General features: G+C 61.3%; 13 protein-coding genes. 5 read left to right on the top strand and 8 right to left on the bottom strand.

What is annotated here, in order from left to right:
- Positions 1–38: 38 nt before the first annotated feature.
- On the top strand, positions 39–1,802 hold the full coding sequence (locus ACVOK8_RS13390) for a peptide MFS transporter (RefSeq protein WP_481567252.1): 1,764 nt from the start codon (positions 39–41) through the stop codon (positions 1,800–1,802).
- A gap of 346 nt (positions 1,803–2,148) precedes the next feature.
- Here ACVOK8_RS13390 and ACVOK8_RS13385 read toward each other — a convergent pair whose 3' ends face one another.
- Both ACVOK8_RS13385 and ACVOK8_RS13380 read right to left on the bottom strand, forming a co-directional pair.
- Positions 2,149–2,811 (bottom strand): LysE family translocator, encoded by a 663-nt coding sequence (locus ACVOK8_RS13385; RefSeq protein ID WP_481567251.1) that lies wholly within the window; start codon positions 2,809–2,811, stop codon positions 2,149–2,151.
- A gap of 61 nt (positions 2,812–2,872) precedes the next feature.
- Positions 2,873–3,145, bottom strand: coding sequence for a hypothetical protein (locus ACVOK8_RS13380; protein WP_481567250.1), 273 nt, complete (start codon positions 3,143–3,145; stop codon positions 2,873–2,875).
- On the opposite strand from ACVOK8_RS13380, the gene ACVOK8_RS13375 reads away from it, so the two are divergent.
- Complete coding sequence (locus tag ACVOK8_RS13375) at positions 3,144–4,067, top strand: LysR family transcriptional regulator (RefSeq protein ID WP_481567248.1); 924 nt, start codon at positions 3,144–3,146, stop codon at positions 4,065–4,067. The two genes, ACVOK8_RS13380 and ACVOK8_RS13375, sit on opposite strands and share 2 nt — an antisense overlap.
- A 176-nt stretch (positions 4,068–4,243) precedes the next feature.
- On the opposite strand, the gene ACVOK8_RS13370 is transcribed toward ACVOK8_RS13375, so the two are convergent.
- The 3 genes from ACVOK8_RS13370 to ACVOK8_RS13360 form a co-directional block, all read right to left on the bottom strand.
- Positions 4,244–6,196 carry an alpha/beta hydrolase family protein gene (locus tag ACVOK8_RS13370; protein ID WP_481567264.1) on the bottom strand — a complete coding sequence of 651 codons (1,953 nt, stop codon included), beginning with the start codon at positions 6,194–6,196 and terminating at the stop codon, positions 4,244–4,246.
- A gap of 242 nt (positions 6,197–6,438) precedes the next feature.
- Entirely contained in the window at positions 6,439–7,428 is a 990-nt protein-coding gene (locus tag ACVOK8_RS13365) for a hypothetical protein (protein WP_481567247.1), read from the bottom strand.
- Between the two features lie 270 nt (positions 7,429–7,698).
- Positions 7,699–8,256: a single-stranded DNA-binding protein gene (locus ACVOK8_RS13360; protein ID WP_481536257.1), complete on the bottom strand. Its 558-nt coding sequence runs from the start codon at positions 8,254–8,256 to the stop codon at positions 7,699–7,701.
- A 274-nt stretch (positions 8,257–8,530) separates the two neighbouring features.
- Between ACVOK8_RS13360 and ACVOK8_RS13355 the strand changes: the two genes are divergently transcribed.
- Positions 8,531–9,562, top strand: coding sequence for a LacI family DNA-binding transcriptional regulator (locus tag ACVOK8_RS13355; RefSeq protein WP_481567246.1), 1,032 nt, complete (start codon positions 8,531–8,533; stop codon positions 9,560–9,562).
- A gap of 32 nt (positions 9,563–9,594) precedes the next feature.
- On the opposite strand, the gene ACVOK8_RS13350 is transcribed toward ACVOK8_RS13355, so the two are convergent.
- From ACVOK8_RS13350 to ACVOK8_RS13340, 3 genes are all read right to left on the bottom strand, one after another.
- Positions 9,595–9,975, bottom strand: coding sequence for an SseB family protein (locus tag ACVOK8_RS13350; RefSeq protein WP_313397943.1), 381 nt, complete (start codon positions 9,973–9,975; stop codon positions 9,595–9,597).
- A 285-nt stretch (positions 9,976–10,260) separates the two neighbouring features.
- The gene (locus ACVOK8_RS13345; RefSeq protein WP_481567245.1) at positions 10,261–11,976 is read right to left on the bottom strand and encodes an alpha-amylase family glycosyl hydrolase; all 1,716 of its coding nucleotides are present in this window, start codon (positions 11,974–11,976) and stop codon (positions 10,261–10,263) included.
- Positions 11,976–13,457, bottom strand: a complete 1,482-nt coding sequence (locus ACVOK8_RS13340; RefSeq protein WP_481567244.1) for an MFS transporter — start codon at positions 13,455–13,457, stop codon at positions 11,976–11,978. The genes ACVOK8_RS13345 and ACVOK8_RS13340 overlap by 1 nt, the downstream gene beginning before the upstream one ends.
- A gap of 210 nt (positions 13,458–13,667) precedes the next feature.
- Here ACVOK8_RS13340 and ACVOK8_RS13335 point away from each other — a divergent pair, with 210 nt between their 5' ends.
- Entirely contained in the window at positions 13,668–15,734 is a 2,067-nt protein-coding gene (locus ACVOK8_RS13335; RefSeq protein WP_481567243.1) for a glycoside hydrolase family 97 protein, read from the top strand.
- Positions 15,735–16,193: 459 nt separating this feature from the next.
- Positions 16,194–18,974, top strand: coding sequence for a TonB-dependent receptor (locus ACVOK8_RS13330; RefSeq protein WP_481567242.1), 2,781 nt, complete (start codon positions 16,194–16,196; stop codon positions 18,972–18,974).
- The last annotated feature ends 281 nt before the right edge of the window (positions 18,975–19,255 follow it).

Genomic DNA, 19,255 nt, shown 5'->3' with positions numbered 1-19,255 from the left:
GGTCCTATACTCGGCCGCTGTCCCACCCGGCACCACCGATGACCGCAACTGCCTTGAGCCGCCCCCGCTCCGACGACTTCCTCGGCCACCCCAAGGGCGTCTACGTCTGCTTCTTCACCGAAATGTGGGAGCGCTTCTCCTTCTACGGCATGAAGGCATTGCTGCTGCTTTACCTCACCAAGTACCACCTGTTCGGCGACAAGGCCGGACTCGACCTGCTCGGTGCCTACGGTGGCTTGGTCTACTGCATTCCGGTATTCGGCGGGCTGCTGGCCGACCGCTGGCTGGGCATGCGCAAAGCGGTGGTTTTCGGCGGCATCCTGCTGGTGCTGGGGCACATCGGTATGGCATTCGAAGGCCACGAAGCGCACCGCGTAGCAGGCGAAGTGGTACGCGACGAAGCCGCGTTGTCGATCACCTATCTGTCGCTGGCGCTGATCATCATGGGAGTGGGCTTCCTCAAGCCGAACATCTCCACCATCGTCGGTAAGCTCTACCCGGAGAACGACCCGCGTCGTGACTCGGGCTTCTCCCTGTTCTACGCCGGCATCAACCTCGGCGCCCTGTTCGCCTCACTGGTCTGCGGTTTCCTCGGTGAAGCCTATGGCTGGAAGTACGGCTTCGGCGCGGCCGGTATCGGCATGCTGGTCGGACTGGCGATGTTCCTGTGGGGGCAGAAGTACCTGCACGGTCACGCCGAACCGGCACAACCGGCGACGCTGCGCGAGCGCGTACTTGGCGTGCCGCGCGAATGGTTGATCTATGGCGTTGCCGTTGTCGGCATCGTTCCGGTCGCGGCGCTGATGTGGGCAGCAGCCAACGGCGCGTTCGCGCTCGGCGGCGAAATCAGCCTCGCGCTGATGCTGATGATCGTTGTGCTCGGCGGCGTGCTGCTGTGGTTTGCCTGGTTCACCGGCACGCAATGCACACCGGAACAGCGCCAGCAGATGATCGCGCTTATGGTGCTGATCTTCATGGCGCTGGTGTTCTTTACGCTGTATGAGCAGACCTATGGCTCCTGGGTCACCTTTACCGACCGTTTGCTGACCAAGGATCTGGTGCCGTCACTGGTCATCCGCGATGGCACGCCGCTTCCGTGGTCTATCGTCTCGCTGCTGCTGGCGCCGCTTGGTTTTGTAATCGCAGCGCGCCTGTCTGACCGCGATCCATCCTCGAACGCTCCGCGCCTGCTGTTCACCGTCATCGTTGCCGCAATGCTGGTGATGCTGATCCGCGACTGCCTGGTGCTGCCACAGACGGCCGGCTCGCTGACCTATCTGGGCGCGCTGTTCCTGGTGCTGCTTGCGCCCCTGTTCGCTGCCTTGTGGGCATGGTTGGACAAGCGCCGGCTGGATCCGTCCAAACCACTGAAATCCTCGTTCGGCCTGGTGTTCGGCGCCCTGTCCTTCGTGCCCTTGGCTTTGGCTGCGCAGCAAGTGGGTGCAACCGGGCAGATGGCCAGCGTGTGGTGGCTGGTGCTGGCCTACCTGATCCTGGAGATTGGCGAGATGTGCCTGTCGCCGGTCGGCCTGTCGGCCGTCACCCAGCTGGCGGCACCGCGCGTGGTCAGCCTGATGATGGGCACCTGGTTCCTGGCCACGGCATTCTCTGAAACCCTGGCAGCCTTGTTCGGCAAGCTCGCCGCCATCGACGTACCCGAAGGCGAAGTCATGAACATCGCCGAGGCCGCCGGCCGCTACGAACACCTGTTCTGGCTGCTGATGTGGATAGGCCTGGGCTGTGCGGTAGTCGCCCTGCTCGCTTCGCCCCTACTGAAGCGGATGATGCACGGTGTGCGCTGACCCCGCTTTTGTAGGAGCGGCATAAGCCGCGAAGCTAGCACTGCTTGCGTGACAACAACATCCGCAACCTGACACAGCATCAGCTTCGCGGCTTGCGCCGCTCCCAAAAAAAATGTGGGCTGCAAAGCCACCTTCAGCTTCACACCACCAATAAAGGCCGCATCCAGCGGCTCAACTGTCCGTGTGCTTCCCGTACGGCAGCTTGGGTCCCACCGTCAGCCAACCGCCCAGGTGCGCCCGATGGCGCAGCTCGGATGGCGTATCCGGTTCTCTGGTCAGTGGGGAATCAAGCAACTTATGACATTCCACATACCAGCGCCAACGACGGCCACAGGTGATAAACAACTCACGTAGAAGTCACACCCAACCAGCTCCCAGCAACATCCCATAGCAGGCGCAACGCGAGCGCGAAAAACACCACCGCGATGATGGCTTCCAGGCGCCCACCCATCCGCAGGAATCTCTCCCGCACGCTTGGCTGAGCGAACAACATCCCAACCAGCACGAACCAACCTGCATTCACCAGGCACATCCACGCACCGTAAAAGGCCTGGACACTCAGCGGCGTCGCCGCGTTGACCACCGTGGTGAAAATGGCCAGGAAGAACAACGTTGCCTTCGGGTTGGTGGCATTGGTCATGAAGCCCAGTGCAAACGAGCGCCAGGCACCATCGGCGGTTGCAGCATCAGCCGCGATATCAACAACGGGCTTTTCCAGTCTTGCACTGCGCAGGAAAGAGAACACCAGGTAGAGCAGGTAACCTGCCCCGGCAATCTTGGCCAATGCCATCAACGATGGCTTGGCATGCAGCAACGCACCTACTCCAAACAAGGTGTAGAGCACGTGCACCGAAATACCGGCACCTATCCCGATCCCAACCCAGATGCCGGCCCGGCGCCCCTTGCGCACGCTCTGTCGTACGGTAACAGCGAAATCCGGGCCTGGCGCAATGACCGCCAACAGATGTATCAACGCCAGCGAAAGGAACTCAGGGTAGTAAGTGGTCAAGATCGGAGGCCTGTTCAATTGGAAATGGGTCGGACGCAGCGATGGCGCATGGCCTGCCTGATCAGGACGACCGGAATGTGATTCCGCAGCCAATCCGAGGCCTCTGCCGGTTGGGCCTGTGCCGCCGGCGCATCAACAAGCCGCCAGCATTGAATCCAATAGCGGAGCTGCTCCACATATCGGCCTGTGCGGCATAGCCGACTCCGGCTTCTTTGCTGATCTCGCCCGACTGGAAAAATTCTATTCCCGGGATCAGACTCGGGGAATGCCCATAAAATCCAAATAATTTTTGCGCCATGAGCACAAATAAGGCCATCGCCTTGATGGCAGACATGGTCACTTTTGTAAAAGTCGTGGAAACCGGCAGCTTTTCCGAGGCGGCCCGCCAGCTCGGCAGCACGCCCTCGGCCACCAGCCGCTCGGTGGCACGACTGGAAAAGGCACTGGGTATCCGGCTACTGCAGCGCTCCACCCGCAAATTGCGGCTAAGTGAGCTTGGCAGAGAGGTGTTCCAGCGCTGCACCGATGTATCCAGCGCAGCCCAGTCGGTGATGTCGATTTCGCATCAGCTCAGTCCCGAGCCGCAAGGACTGGTGCGCGTCAGCGTTCCCAAAGCCGTCGGGCGCGCCCTGATCCATCCACACGTGGCCGACTTTCTGGCGCGTTATCCCAAGGTTGATCTGTTGCTGCGCTTCGAGGATAGGCACCTGGACCTGATTGATGACGAGATCGATCTGGCCATACGCATCTCCGATCATCCCGCACCGGGGCTGATGGGGCGCCCACTGATCAGCATCGATCACCTGCTGTGTGCATCGCCGGAGTATCTGCGAGCACGCGGAACACCGGTGCAACCTCAGGACCTGCGCGACCACGATTGCATCTATCTGGGCGAAGAGCCCGGCGACGCCCGCTGGAAACTACAGCGCCAAGGCAAGACCGCCAGCGTCACCGTGCGTGGTCGCTATGCAGTCAACCATACTGGCGCACGGCTCGACGCCGTGCTCAATCATCTGGGCATCGGCAGCCTGCCCTACTTCACCGCCAAGGATGCGCTGCAGGATGGACGCATCGTCCAGGTCCTCAGCGACTGGTCGTTTCAAAGCAACTACGGCGGACAGGCCTGGGTGCTGTATGCGCCGACACGACATCTACCGCCAAAGCTGACTGCCTTCATCAGCTTCATGGCCGAGCGGCTGGCGCAGGAACCCACCCTTACCGAACGCGGCCGCCCGTCACCTCCGCGACGTCAGTGACCTGCCCAGAGGGCGGCCAAGCCCTCGTTCAGGCCCGCAAGCAAGAACCGTTGCAATGCATCCGCCAGGGCAATGAATTACGCAGCATGGGAATGACTGTCAGAAACCCAGGTAACGCTGCAGTTTCAGCACCGGAGGCGGCAGCTGCCACCACCCGGACTGCGTACGTAGCGCTGCTACTTGGCCTTCTCTCCCCCTAGATGTTGGGACAGGAAGCTCAGCAACTTGCCGTAGTACTCGCGCTGGTGCGGCTCGGTATAGAAACCGTGACCTTCGGTGCTGAAGTACAGCGACTCAACCGGAACACCGGCCTTGCTCAATGCTGCCTCCATCATCCGGGTGTGCTCAATTGGCGCGATCTCGTCTTCGCCACCCGCAGCGAGAAACACCGGAACTTTGATTCGATCTGCAAATCGGTTCGGGGACGCAGCAGCCAGCGCGGCCTGATCCTCGCCAACCCAGTCCTTGGACCAATTGCCGAGACTACGCGCGGTGCGCGCATCTGCACGCTGCATCATCGGCAAGTCATAAACGCCCACATAGCCGGCCGCACAGCGATAGAGCGTGGGCTCCTTTGCTGCACCCATCAACGCGGCGTAAGCACCGTAGCTGGCGCCATAAATACAGATTTTTGTCGCATCAGCCTGACCTTCGCGGATCGCCCAGCGCGTCGCATCGGTGAGATCGTCCTGCATCGTTCCGCCCCATTGCTGCGCGCCGACACGCCGGAACTCCCATCCGTAGTTTCCCGACCCGCGATAATTGACCTGCATTACCGTATAGCCCGCCGCCGCCAACATCTGCGCGTCACGGTCGTAATGCCATTCATCGAAGATCCCGTATGGCCCACCATGCGGCATCAGAACCATGGGCTGCGGACCACTCACGCCACGCGGTTTGGTGAGATAGCCGTGGATCTTGAGCCCGTCGCGGGAGGTAAAGCTGAAAGGCTCCACCACGGCTGCCTTGTCCGGGTCGATCCAGCTACCGGCGGCCAGCAGGTATTCCAACTTCTTGGCTTGTGTATCAAACAGATAGAAATCGCCGGGGTTGCTACCGGACCAGACTTTCACCATCAACAAAGCGCCGTCCTGGGTGCTGGATGTCACTCGCACGGATTGCCCGGGGAACGCTGCCTCAACACTCCGGTACAGACGCGCCTCAGGCGCAGCGTTGTCGAAAAACACACTGCGATGCCGCCCATCCATTATCTGCACCCCGACCGGTATCGACGTGCCGTTGCGATAGATGATGGACCATGGATCAGCGCCTTCGTCGCCTACCAACGTGGTGCGCACGTTACTGACGGGATCCCAGGCTACGATACTGTCAGGACCACGCCCTTCACCGCGTACCTGCAGATACGCAAGTTTGCCGTCACCGGAAAAACCCAAGGGCAGCTCGATGTGCCCATTGCCCCTCTGGTCGTTGATCAGCCGCCAATCACTGCCAGCCCCTTCTCGATAGTAGAGCTTGCTGACATTGTCCACGTCAGCGCCAACCACCAATCGTACTTCGCCAGTGTTGTCAGTCACGAAACTGGCATTGCGCACCGGGGCAGATGCCATGGTGGTGCGTCGACCACTCCTTACATCCAACTTTTCGGCACGGGTGAAAGGCTCTGCTGTACCCAGCATCCATGTCGACACCACGACGTTGCGCGGATCCTCAGGCAGTGTATCCACCAGGAACGCCGCAACGTCCTCAACTTTCTTGGGTTGGATACGTGTCCCAGGGCCATTGCCCTGCACTCGATAACCAACCAGCAGATCCGGCTGCTCCCCATTGGCATTGATGGCATACAACTCACCGGTGGGCCGCGGTTGATCCAACATGCCGTATTTCTCGGCAATGCTGATAAGCACCCGTTCCTCGTTCACCCACTCAAAGCCATTTACATGGGTGTTTCGTCCACCCATGAAGACACCCGACTGCTTATTCCCTTCACGGGTGAAAATCACCAACGCGGTCTTGCCTTCCAACGGCACCGTTGCAGCGTAGTACTTTCCCGTCGGAGACAACTTGATGTCGTTGAAATCATCCTTGCGAATGAAGTGCCCCAGATCCACAGCCGCCCAGCTGTTGGCCGAACAGAAAGACAGCACCAAAGCCATCCCCAGCTTCATCATCTGCATCTTGCCCCCCAATGAACGGGCGTCCGGCCCGCGTCGGGCGATTTTAACTGCCCACTGCCGGATAGTTCCATACGCAGGCACTTGAAACTGTTCTAGGGGAATAGCCTATTCCTCTCAGGAACCAGAGAAAATCACCGAAGCCATCGAAACCAACTCTTACGGCTTGATCAAGCCATGCACGCCCTTCAATTTCCGGGCAAAGGTCTCAACACAATCAAACCTGATCCGTTGCTGCGCTAAGCTTCTTCAGCGCCAACCAGACGATACGCTTCGTGCAGCATGTCCACAAAAGCACCTCGCTGCCCCGCATCCAGTATCACCGACTCCCGAAAGCGGTCCACTGACCCGGCCCAGTCGTCCAGGGAATCATCGTTGTAGATCACCTGATACGTATCCCATACACCGGCGGCTCGTAGGTATAGCGTCTGCGCGAACAGCTCCAGCGACTCCCCATTCGAAAGTTTCAACGGCCTGCTGGTCTGGGTGTGGCGGAGCACCTGCCGAAGCACCTGATCGTCATTCAATTGCGATGCCCATACATGAGCATTCAGATGCTGGCGAACGAACTCCAGAATCCCGGCATGATCGTCTGCAAGCCCCTCAGCATAGACGTCGTCAGGCAGCCGCAGATAACGCCCCTCGAACAACCACTTGACTACCAACGTGGCCGCCGGTTTCACCGTGTTATGCACGTTGGCCTGATCGAACTCGTGGTATCCCATGAACTGGCGATCCTGCACGATGCTCACCTGCATGGATTCCACCCGTTGCTTCCTGGGGCAATACCAGAGCTTGAGCTCGACGTCCTCACCAAGCGGTTTCCGAAACAGCTGCGTATCGGCATACGCGTCCACGTTCCCGTCAAAGAAGGCCATGCACTCGTCAAAGCTCGCATCCGGCCCCACGAAACCGTCCCAGAACCCAGCCGGCAACGTGATGTTGCCCTTGGGCTTGCGTGAAAACAGCAGCACGGACTGCAGATGGCAGAGCAAGCCACCGCGCGGGCCGTCTACCGGCGGATAGAAACGGTCGTTGATGATGTCGAACGCGAAGTAATACTCCATCTCATGGGGCTTGTCCTTGACACTCTTGGTGCCCTGATTTGCAGTGACAGACACCGGCGGCTTGCCGATTCCGTGCTGCTCGAACCAATCCACGAGCAGTGGATCGCTGCCTTTGGCACCAACCAGACTTACAAGATCAGAAACATGCATGGCGTCTTCCATGAGACCTCAACTAGCGTGGATTATGGCAGGCCGCATGGTGGTGGGCGCTTTCATGACCAAACATCCTCATCGCCCGGAATCGGACTCGCCGCAATTTTCGATTATCCAATCGAACAAAAATCTGGAAGGTGGCTAACGAACCGGAAACCTCTCATTTTTCATGACATTGGAGTATTGGGGGTAAACCACTCATTACTTTCCCCGAATTGAAGAACAAAAAAAGCCATGCAATGCATGGCTTTTTTTTGAAACGAACGCGTCGAGTAGCGATCAGAACGGGATATCGTCGTCGGCGAAGTCGTCCATCGGCGGAGCCGACTGCTGCTGCGGCGGAGCCTGGCGCTGCTGCTGACGCTGACCGCCGCCGTAGCCGCCACCGCCGCCCTGGTCCTGGTTACCGTAACCGCCCTGGCCGCCGCCCTGCTGCTGGCGCGGGGCCGACTGGCGCTGCGGACGATCGCCGCCCATGCCACCGCCACCACCGCCGCCTTCACCACGGCCGCCGAGCATCTGCATTTCGTTGGCGACGATATCGGTGGTGTACTTCTCCACACCGTCCTGGCCGGTGTACTTGTCGTAGCGCAGTTCGCCTTCGACGTAGACCGAGCTGCCCTTGCGCAGGTATTCACCGGCGATCTCGCCGAGCTTGCCGAAGAACACCACGCGGTGCCACTCGGTACGCTCCTGCTGGTTGCCATCACGGTCCTTGCGCACGCTGGTGGTCGCCAGGCTGATGCGGGTGATCGCCATGCCGGCCTGGGTGTACTTGGTGTCCGGGTCGTTGCCGAGGTTGCCGACGAGGATGACTTTATTGATGCCGCGGGCCATAGGTTCCTACTCTTCCGTTGGGGTCCACCCGCCGGATGCGGGCAATAGCCCACGTATTATATCTGTCCGGCGACAGATAGCAGCCAATCCTTGCAGCCCTTGCGGTGTAAGGCTTGCGCTGGCCCAGCTGCGCATCTGGCGGCCTTTGGCAAGGCCGGATCAGCCACCCTCCAGCGCAGGAATCGCCCGACAAGCGGCGGATCCCGGAGCCGGTCCGCCCCCTTTCGCCGGCCTCATGGCATGATGCCAGACGTCGTTCAGATTGCTGGTCAAGATGGTCATCAAGGGCAAAGCCACCTCATTGGATATCGCGCACATGGCCGGCGTTTCGCAGCCGACGGTGTCGCGTGCGCTGCGTGGCAGCCCGATGGTCAATGCCGAAACCCGCCAGCGCATCCTCGATATTGCCCGCCAGCTGAACTACAAGGTGGACAAGAACGCCTCCAGCCTGCGTTGCCAGCAGTCCGGCACGCTGGCCCTGCTGTTCTTCGAAGACCCGACCAACGATGACTCGCTGATCAACCCGTTCTTTCACTCGATGCTGGGCTCGATCACCCGCGCCTGTGCGCTGAAGGGGCTGGATCTGCTGGTCTCATTCCAGCAGCTGTCCAGCGACTGGCATGCCGACTTCGAGGACAGCAACAAGGCCGACGGCATCATCCTGCTCGGCTATGGCGACTACCACGAGTCGGTTGAGCGGCTGCAGCGGCTGGTGGAGCAAGGCACCCATTTCGTGCGCTGGGGTGCGGCCTTGCCGGGCCAGCCTGGTGTATCGATTGGCAGTGACAACTTCCAGGGCGGCTTTGATATCAGTGCGCACCTGCTTGAACAGGGCCGACAGCGCATCGCGTTCCTCGGCCATGCATCCAGCCACTATCCCGAGTTCGAAGAGCGCTACCGCGGCCATGTAGAAGCCTTGGCCGCACGCGGTTTGAAGGCAGATCCGACGCTGCAGCATGACGCCATCACCACCGAGGAGTCCGGCCACGCCGCCTGCATCGCCCTGCTCGACAGCGGCAAGGACTTCGATGCGATCTGCGCGGCCAGCGACCTGATCGCCATTGGTGCATTGCGTGCATTGCGCGAGCGCGGCGTTCGCGTGCCGCAGGACATCGCGGTGACCGGTTTTGACGATATTCCGTTGGCGGCATCGGTATCGCCGCCACTGACCACGGTGCAGCAGGACACCAAGCAGGCCGGTCAGCTGCTGGTCGACAAGCTGCTGAGCCTGATTGCCGGTGAGCCGGTGGAAGGCCTCACCATTCCGGTGAAGCTGGTGGTGCGGGAATCATCGCTTGGCGTGTGATTCGCACAGCCAGTGCCGCTGCATGCCTTGGCTCAGCTGAAATCCTTGAGGATTTCGCCCACGCCTGACGGTGAGATTTCAAAACCCAACGGGGTGCCGGGGTTGATCACTACGCCGTAGCCGCCCGGCACGCGACGCAGCACTTCAAGCATCAGCATGCGGATGTTGTGCGGTGCCTGCTGCTGGTGGAAGCCAACCCGCGCCATATCGGTGAATACCGCCACGTGCAGCACGCCCTGCTTGTCGAACAGCAGCGGATCAAAGCCACTGCCGTCAGGCGTGACCAGGCTGCCGGTGAGTAACACCACTTCGGAGGCGACGAAGGCCTGCATGAAGGCGCGGATCGGCAGTTTGCCGTCCATTGCCGTCTGCAACAGGGTTTCGATGGGGGTTTGCGGGGGAAGCTGGTTCATACGGTGCCGCCGGGAATGCCTGGGGGCGGATTGTAGCGGGTGGGGCTTGGGGAGTCGCAAAGGCTGGTGCAGAAGCAAGAGTTCCCCCTCCCCGGCCCTCCCCTTGCCTTCGGCAAAGGGAGGGAGACAAGCAAAGCCTTCCGCACAGCGATCTGCTCCCTCCCTTTTGCGTAGCAAAGGGGAGGGTTGGGGAGGGGTGCTTTTGGAGCGTGGCGTGATTAGCCAGCTAAAGCTGCCCTCACCCCAACCCCTCTCCCGCAGGCGGGAGAGGGGCTTAAGCAGGCATTACTTCGCTAACCGACTATCCCGCGCCATCTGATCCGCCATTGCAGCATCCAACTGCGCCTGCAGCTCCGGCTGCATCACCTGCCCTTCCAGCACAAACACCTTGACGCCATGCGCCGGCACTTCTGTCTTGAGCAAGCCATTTACCTTCAGCGAGCTGCCACCCAGCACATCACGCCACTGCCCTGCCTGCAGATATCGACTCACCTCAAAGCTTCGTGCAGCATCACCTTTGTTCAGCAGCACCAGCGCCGTCTGCGCGGTATCTCCATGCTGCAGCACACGGTAGAACACCGCCTCATCGCCTTGCAGCCGCTCATTCACCTGCAGGCCGCGCTGCAACGCAGGCGTTGCCTCACGCAGTTTGGCGATGCGCTGCAACGGCGCGAAAATCGGGCTCTGCCCTGCTTCATCCACCCGCTGCTGACCGAAGTACGCTCGATTACCCGCATGCTCCGCGCGGCCGCGCATGAAGCCGGTTTCCGAGCCGTAATAGAGCACCGGAATCCCGCGTGCTGTGAACAACCAGTTATGCGCGTCGATGAAACCGGCATCGCTGGCATCCAGACGCGCCATGTCGTGGTTGTCGTAGAAGCTCATCAACGCATACGGATTGGCATACGGGCCACCGCTCAGATGCAGCGGTTCGGCCAGCGTTTCGAAGCCCTTCTGCTCCTTGCCGAATACCGACGACATTGCACCGCGCAGCGGGAAATCCAGCACGCTGACGTTGGCGTTCGCCGGCCAGGTGTGCTCGGCGATCTTGGCGGCGTCGTAATCGAAGGCTTCGCCGAACATGAACATGCCCGGGTGCTCGGCGCGGATGCGGTTTACGAATTCATGCCACCACGGATGCGGCAGCCAGCCGATGGTGTCGATGCGCAAAGCATCCACGCCCTGCGCGGTCCATTGCAGGTAGGCGCCAACCAGGTAATCCATCACCGCCGGGTTGTGCTCATTGAAATCCGACAGCTCGGCCAGGTTGCCGTCAAAGATCGAACCCTTGCTGCCATCGACCGGGCCGATGTTGTTGTAGAACGCATGCAGCGGGTTGTGCTTGGGGTCGAGCTTGTCCGGGGCCAGGTTCTGATGATCGGCAATCAGCTTGCCGTCCTTGTCGAAGATCTGGCCGAACTGCGGCTGCCGCTTGGGCATGGTCCAGGCCGGCGAGCCGTGGTTGCCGACGATATCCAGCACCACTTTCAGCTTGGCATCGTGCAGGCCCTTGGCCAGCCCTGCGAAATCCAGGTCTGCGCTGGGCAGATGCTCGTCCAACTTGTAGAAGTTGATGCCCCAGTAACCGTGGTAGCCGGTCTTGCCGCGGTCAGTCAGGGTGCTGGTGCAGCTGATCGGCTTGCTGCCGGTGAAGGCCTGATCGGGGTTGTCGATGATTGGCGTGATCCACACCGCGCCAAAGCCCAGCGCGCGGATGTAGTCGGCGTTGTCCAACACGCCCTTGAAGTCGCCGCCGAGATAACCGATGTTGCCGTCGATCTTGTCCGGGCACGGCACCGGGATATCGAAGGTGCGTTGTTCGCCGCCCTGGTCGCGATGGTCGTTGCTGGTATCGCCATTGACGAAGCGGTCGGTGACCACGAAGTACACCGCATCACTGGCGAATGGCTCGGTGGTGCCGATGTAATCCGGCCTTTCATCAGCCAAGGAAGAACCTGCCACCACTGCCAGACAAATCGCTACCACCAAACGACTACGCATCACACCACCTCCTGTTGCGACGGAACCCGCAGTACGAACAATCCAGCCACGAACAGGCTGCAACCACCCAGCACCAGCACGTGGATGGGATCGCCACCCAACCAGTTGCGCAGGGCAAAGCCCAAGGCGCTGGCGGCAACCAACTGCGGGATCACGATGAAGAAATTGAAGATGCCCATGTACACGCCCATCTTCGCCGCCGGCACGCTGTCCGACAGCAGCGCGTAAGGCAGCGACAGGATCGAGGCCCAGGCAAAGCCGACGCCGACCATCGACAGCAGCAGCCAATGCGGGTCCTTGATCAGCATCAGCGAGATCAAACCCAACCCGCCCAGCCACAGATTGACCAGATGGCTCCAGCGCAGGCCAATCGCCCGCACCATCAGCGGAATGATAAGCGCCGCCACGGCAGCGAAACCGTTGTAGGCACCGAACAACACACCTACCCAGTTCGCACCTTCGTTGTAGGCCGCTGACTGCGTATCGGTGGAACCGAAGTGCGTGCCCGCCACCGCTGCGGTGGTGTAGATCCACATCGCGAACAGAGCGAACCAGGAGAAGAACTGCACCCAGGCCAAGCGCCGCATCGTGCCGGGCATGCTGCGCAGGTCATCGACGATGGTAGCCAGCATATGTGTGCCCGGCAGCACCCGCGCCACGCCGAGCAGCAGACCATAACTGGCACACAGGCCGGCCAGCACGTAGAGCATGCGGTCGCCTTGGCGCCAGGCGATCAACACTGCCAGCAGCACACCCAGACCCAGCCACAGGCCAATCTGGCTCCACTGCGGCAAGCCGCCGACGCGTTGCGTCGAATGCACAGCGGACGGCTCCGCATCATCGAAGCCGGCCAGCTCGGCCGGCGAATACTCGCGCGTGCTGAACACCGTCCAGCTCATCGCCAGCAGCAGTACCGCCGCGCCGAAGTAGAAGGCATAACGCACCGTATCCGGCACTTCACCCGGTCCCGCGGTATTGGCCACACCGAAGTGAGCAAGGATGAAAGGCAGGAAGCTCGCCACCACCGCACCCACGCCGATGAAGAAGCTCTGCATCGAGAAGCCGGCCGGGCGCTGCTTGGGCGACAACTGATCACCGACGAAGGCACGGAACGGCTCCATCGAGATATTGATCGAGGCGTCCAGCACCCACAGCGTGCCGGCGGCGATCCACAGGGTCGGCGAGTTCGGCATCACCAGCAGCGCGAGCGTGGTCAGTACCGCGCCGATCATGAAGTACGGACGGCGGCGGCCCCAGCGTGTCCATGTGCGGTCGGACAGATAGCCGATCACCGGCTGCACCAGCAGGCCGGTCAGCGGCGCGGCGATCCACAGCCCCGGCACCGCGTCCATCGGCGCGCCCAGCGTTTCAAAGATGCGGCTGGCATTGGCGTTCTGCAGCGCGAAGCCGAACTGGATACCCAGGAAGCCGAAACACATGTTCCAGATCTGCCAGAACGACAGCTGCGGTTTGCTATTCATCAAGCGCTTCCCCCCTCCGGGAATCACGGATGCGATGTTGGGCGCGGATGCGCTGCGGCCATGGTAGAGGGCGCACCTGTGATCTGCACCGCTGTTGCATACGTATTCAATGCGGCATTGCGCCCACAGCGGCCTCCACCGGGGAATAGTGGCGCCACGTGCCAACCCTGAAGAGCGGCGCGCCGACCAGAACCCGGAGTTGAGACCCGCATGGCCGATACACGCCCCACCCCTGCCCGACTGTCGCTGAAAGCAGCCTTCGCGCTGCTGCTGATCAGCTGCCTGCCAGCCCATGCCGCCGATCTGGCGCGCGTCACCTCACCCGACAAGCACCTGGTTGTGATCGTCGAATCCCAGCACGAAGGCCGCCCCTCGTATCGGGTGGAGCGCAATGGCGAGGCAGTGATCGCGCCGTCGCGGCTGGGCATGCTGCTTGGCGATGGACGTCTGGAGCGCAATGTCGCCCTGACCGGCCAGTCGCAGCGCAGCTTCAATGAAACCTGGGAGCAGCCCTGGGGCGAGCGCCGCCTCACCCGCAATCATTACAACGAACTGCGCGCCAGCTTCACCGAGAAGCCCGGCGCCGGCCGCAACTACGAGCGCCGCTTTGACGTGGTGTTCCGCGTCTACGACGACGGCATCGGCTTCCGCTATGAATTCCCGCAGCAGTCCGGCATGAAGCAGGCGCAGATCCATGCCGAGCTCACCGAGTTCGCGCTGGCGCGCCCAGCAACTGCATGGTGGATTCCTGCCTTCGAGTGGAACCGCGAGGAATACCTGTACCACCAGACACCGCTGAAGGAAGTCGGCACCGCGCAGACCCCACTGACCCTGCGCAGTGACAACGGCCTGCACATCTCCATCCACGAAGCCGCGCTGGTCGACTACGCCGGCATGAACCTGGCCCGTGGTGATGGCGACATCCTGCGCGCGACGCTCACACCGTCGAGCAGCGGCGCGCCGGTGGTGCGTACCCTGCCCTTCAACACCCCGTGGCGCACCATCACCATCGGCGAGAAAGCTGGTGATCTGGCCGAATCCAGCCTCATCCTCAACCTCAACGAACCCAACGCCATCGGCGATGTGAGCTGGTTCAAGCCAGCCAAATATGCCGGCGTGTGGTGGTCGCTGCACCTGGAGACCGAGACCTGGGCGACCGGCCCCAAGCACGGCGCCACCACCGCCAACACCCGCCGTTACATCGACTTCGCCGCCGCCAATGGCTTCCGTGGCGTGCTGGTGGAAGGCTGGAACATCGGCTGGGACGGCGACTGGTTCGCCAACGGCGAGGCCTTCGACTTCACCCGCGCTACCCCGGATTTCGACCTGCCGGGCCTTGCCAGCTACGCCGCCGGCAAGGGCGTGCACCTGATCGGTCACCACGAAACCGCCTGTGCAGTCAGCCATTACGAACGCCAGCTCCCAGCTGCGCTGGACCTGTATGCGCGCAACGGCGTGGATGTGATCAAGACCGGCTATGTCTGCGACGCCGGTGACATCCACCGCCAGGATGAGGCCGATGGCCCGATCACCCGCGAATGGCACGAAGGCCAGTGGATGAGCAACCACAACCTGCGCGTGCTGCAGCAGGCCGCCGCCAAGCACATCGCGATCAACTCGCACGAGCCGATCAAGGACACAGGCCTGCGCCGCACCTACCCGAACTGGGTATCGCGCGAAGGCGCCCGCGGCATGGAATTCAACGCCTGGGGCAACCCGCCCAACCCGCCTGGCCATGAAGCCACGCTGGTATTCACCCGCATGCTGGGCGGGCCGATGGATTACACCCCCGGGATCGTCAGCCTGAAGGGCCGCAACGGCTTGGCCCTGCGCAGCACCCTGGCCAAGCAGCTGGCCTTGTACGTGGTGCTGTACAGCCCGGTGCAGATGGTTGCTGATCTGCCCGAGCACTACGCCCAGCATCCGGACGCCTTCCAGTTCATCAAGGACGTGGCGGTGGATTGGGAGGAAAGCCATGTGCTCAACGGCGAGGTTGGCCAGTACGTGACGTTTGCGCGCAAGGCGCGTGGCAGCGAGGAATGGTTTGTCGGCAGCGTTGGCAGTGAGAAGCCGCAGGCACTGGATGTGGCCTTGTCGTTCCTGACCCCGGGCAAGCGTTACCGCGCGGAGATCTACCGCGATGGTGAGGGCGCCAATTGGGAAACTGCACCGTTTGCGTTTCTCCGTGAGACGCGGGTGGTGGGCAGTACTGACCGGATCAAGCTGCAATTGGGGGCTGGTGGCGGTGCTGCAGTGCGGTTTGTGCCGGTGGAATAAGGGCTGGACGGCCTGAAGCGGAAAGCTTTCGGCTTTGCTCCTATGCCGTCATTCCCGCGTAAGCGGGAATCGCTCTGAGTTCTTGGCTTTCCACGCGAACGTCAAAAACAAGAGCGATTCTCGCCTTCGCGGGAATGACAGCCAAGAGCAAAAGGCCAGAGCGACTCCCGCCTTCGCGGGAATGACGGCATAAAGCAAAAACCAAAGCCTCGGCCAGAGCAATTCCCGCCGTTTGGCGAATGACGGGCTAGCGGCAAAACCCCGGCAGAAAGCGTTTTCAGACCTATCTGCCAGCGCAAACCCCCATTGAATACGTATGCAGCCCAACGCCACGGGCTTGCGTGCTGATTACCATGCGAGTCAACCGCAAGCATCGAAAAAACAACAGCGGCGCATCCCCCACAAAAAAATCGGGGGAGCTCAAAAACAACCAACCGACATCACCTGGGAGAGGGGAGTATGTTGAACACCAAGCGCAATCTGCTGAGCGTTGCACTGGCCTCAGCCATCACATTGACTGCCACCGGCGTGCACGCACAGACCGTGGACGACGGGGCCAAAGCGAAAGCCAAGGCTGAAGCCGTCGATCTGGACACCGTCACCGTGACCGGTATCCGCCGCGGCATCGAGAGCGCGATCTCGGTCAAGCGTGACTCGTCCTCGATCGTGGAAGCCATCTCGGCCGAAGACATCGGCAAGCTGCCGGACGTGAGCATCGCCGAATCCATCGCCCGCCTGCCCGGCCTGGCCGCCCAGCGCGTCGCCGGCCGTGCCCAGGCCATCAGCGTGCGCGGCCTGTCGCCCGACTTCGCCACCACCCTGCTCAATGGCCGCGAAATGGTCAGCACCGGCGACAACCGCTCGGTGGAGTTCGACCAGTACCCGTCCGAGCTGATCAGCGGCGTCACCGTGTACAAGACCCCGGACGCCGGCCTGGTCGGCCAGGGCCTGTCCGGCACCCTGGACATGCAGACCGTGCGCCCGCTCAGCTACAACGAGCGCGTCATCGCCGTCAGCGGCCGCTACCAGAAGAACTCGCTGGGCGAAGCCGCCGGCGAGGATCCGTACGGCAACCGTCTCAACTTCAGCTATGTCGACAAGTTCGCCGACAACACCATCGGCCTGGCCATCGGCATCTCCCACTCGGAAATGTCCAAGCAGGAAAACCAGGTCGGCCTGTACGAGCCGTGGCAGGCCATCGGCGACAACTGGCGCCCGGGCGTGGCTGCCGGCACCTTCTATTCCGACGGCATCAAGGCGTTGCGCCGTACCGGCAATTCCAAGCGCGATGGCGTGATGGCGACCCTGCAGTTCCGGCCGAACAACAGCTGGACCAGCACGCTGGATACCTTCTATACCAAGGCCAAGGAACACGACACCGCCAACCAGATGGAGATCCATCTGGGCGACTTCAACGGCACCAATGAACCGGACAAGATCCGCCTGGACGTCACCGACGTCGTGGTCAACGGCAATGGCAGCTTCGTCAGCGGCACCGCGCACAACGTCTATCCGCTGATCCGCGGCATGTACAACAACCGCGAAGACACCATCAAGGCCATTGGCTGGAACAACGAATTCAACTTCGGTGATGTACGCGTCGTGGCCGACGTCAGCTGGTCCAAGGCCGAGCGTGACGAGCTGAACTTGGAGAACAACCTGCAGCTGCTGCCGGCACCGATGCTGGATTCGGTGAAATTGAATTTCGGCGGCGGCAAGTTCCCGCAGTTCACGCCGGGCTTTGATTATTCGGACTACACCAAGCTCTACCTGACCAACACCATCTATGGTTCCGGCTACGGCAAGACGCCGCATGTCGACGATGAATTGAAGGGCTTCAAGCTGGCGGCCACCTTCCCGGTGCCGGAAGGCTTCACCTGGTTCTCCGACTTCGACGTCGGCATGAACTACGCCGATCGCAGCAAGAACAAGACCCAGGCCGAAGGCAACATCAACCTCGGCGCACAGGGCATCACCAGCATTGCCGCCGACCTGCAGTACAAGCCGGTCAACCTCGGCTTTGCCGGCGCCGGCTACATCCCGGCCTGGAACGTGCCTGCTGCAGTTGGCCGCTACATGACGTTCAACCCGACCACCACCGAGAGCTACCTGATCCCGAAGCAGTGGACGGTGGACGAGAAGATCACCACCACCTTCCTGCGCGCCAACATCAGCACCCAGATCGGCTCGATCCCGGTGCGCGGCAACGTCGGTATCCAGGCCCAGCACGTTGATCAGTCCTCGCGCTCCAACTACTGGGATGGTTCGCAGCCGGTCGGCAGCCAGGTGATTCCGATCAACGCCGGCAAGTCGTATCTGGACTTCCTGCCGAGCTTGAACCTGGCCTTCGAACTGCCGGCCGAGAACACCATCCGTTTCGCCGTGGCCCGTCAGGTCGCGCGTCCGCGCGTCGATGAACTGCGCGCCTCGATGGAGTTCGGCATGGACACCAACAACGGCAAGCCCGGCTCCAGCGGCGGCAACCCGACCCTGGATCCGTGGGTAGCCAACGCAGTTGACCTGTCCTGGGAAAAGTACTTCGGCAACAAGGCCTATGTGGCCGCCGCGGTGTTCTACAAGGATCTGAAGAGCTACATCTACACCGAGAAGCGTGACGGCTACGATTTCACCAACCAGGTAGCCGAGTGGCTGAAGGTTGGCACCAATGCAGCCCAGCTGAAGGTCCCGGCACAGTCCATCGGTTACTACACCGCACCGTTCAACGGCACCGGTGGCAGCCTGCGCGGTGCCGAATTGACCGCCTCGTTGCCGCTGGACCTGTTCTCCGACGCCCTGCGTGGCTTCGGTGTGGTGGCCAGCGCCAGCTTCAATGACAGCGACATCATGATCAAGCCAGATCCAGCTAACACGTCCAGCGTGGGCAGCGAGCCGATCATGCTGCCGGGCCTGTCCAAGCGCGTTTACAACTTCACCGCCTACTATGAAAACAGCGGCTTTGAAGTGCGTTTGAACCAGCGCAAGCGTTCGGACTTCATTGGTGAAATCGGTAACTTCAACGGCGCCCGCACCCTGCGCTACGTCAAGGGCGAGGACGTGCTGGACGCGCAGCTGGGCTACAGCTTCGGCGACGGCACGATGTTCAAGGGCCTGAGCCTGTTCCTGCAGGCCAGCAACCTGACCAACTCCAAGTACGAAACCTATGCCGGCACCAAGGATCGTCCGCTGGAAACCGTGGAATGGGGCCGCACTTACCAGGTGGGTGTGAACTACAAGTTCTGATTGGTTCTGGTTGGACGTGCATTGGAGGCCCGCTGCTTTTGCAGCGGGCCTTTTGCATTGTGAACAGCCCTGGCGTTTTCCGTATTCCAGAAGGAATCTGCTGAAATTTGTTGCAACCAAAGCATTGACTGACTAGCTGTGGCTGTGGCTGTTGTGATGATGACTGTGGTTGTTGTTGCCGTTGTTGTTGAAGTTATGCCCCCATTCACGCGCAGGCGGGAATCGCTCTGGCTTTTGGCTTTTGGCTTTTGGCTATTGGCTATTGGATCTTGGCTTTACCA

This window comes from Stenotrophomonas sp. STEN083 (genome assembly GCF_056759195.1).
Note: the sequence above shows the minus strand (reverse complement) of the source record. Positions and strands in the feature narration are given on the sequence as shown.

Excerpts from the sequence above, each read along its gene's own strand:
- ACVOK8_RS13390 (WP_481567252.1), top strand. The coding sequence starts at position 39 with ATGACCGCAACTGCCTTGAGCCGCCCCCGCTCCGACGACTTCCTCGGC.
- ACVOK8_RS13375 (WP_481567248.1), top strand. The coding sequence starts at position 3,144 with ATGGTCACTTTTGTAAAAGTCGTGGAAACCGGCAGCTTTTCCGAGGCG.
- ACVOK8_RS13380 (WP_481567250.1), bottom strand. The coding sequence starts at position 3,145 with ATGTCTGCCATCAAGGCGATGGCCTTATTTGTGCTCATGGCGCAAAAA.
- ACVOK8_RS13370 (WP_481567264.1), bottom strand. The coding sequence starts at position 6,196 with ATGATGAAGCTGGGGATGGCTTTGGTGCTGTCTTTCTGTTCGGCCAAC.
- ACVOK8_RS13365 (WP_481567247.1), bottom strand. The coding sequence starts at position 7,428 with ATGGAAGACGCCATGCATGTTTCTGATCTTGTAAGTCTGGTTGGTGCC.
- ACVOK8_RS13360 (WP_481536257.1), bottom strand. The coding sequence starts at position 8,256 with ATGGCCCGCGGCATCAATAAAGTCATCCTCGTCGGCAACCTCGGCAAC.
- ACVOK8_RS13355 (WP_481567246.1), top strand. The coding sequence starts at position 8,531 with ATGGTCATCAAGGGCAAAGCCACCTCATTGGATATCGCGCACATGGCC.
- ACVOK8_RS13350 (WP_313397943.1), bottom strand. The coding sequence starts at position 9,975 with ATGAACCAGCTTCCCCCGCAAACCCCCATCGAAACCCTGTTGCAGACG.
- ACVOK8_RS13345 (WP_481567245.1), bottom strand. The coding sequence starts at position 11,976 with ATGCGTAGTCGTTTGGTGGTAGCGATTTGTCTGGCAGTGGTGGCAGGT.
- ACVOK8_RS13340 (WP_481567244.1), bottom strand. The coding sequence starts at position 13,457 with ATGAATAGCAAACCGCAGCTGTCGTTCTGGCAGATCTGGAACATGTGT.
- ACVOK8_RS13335 (WP_481567243.1), top strand. The coding sequence starts at position 13,668 with ATGGCCGATACACGCCCCACCCCTGCCCGACTGTCGCTGAAAGCAGCC.
- ACVOK8_RS13330 (WP_481567242.1), top strand. The coding sequence starts at position 16,194 with ATGTTGAACACCAAGCGCAATCTGCTGAGCGTTGCACTGGCCTCAGCC.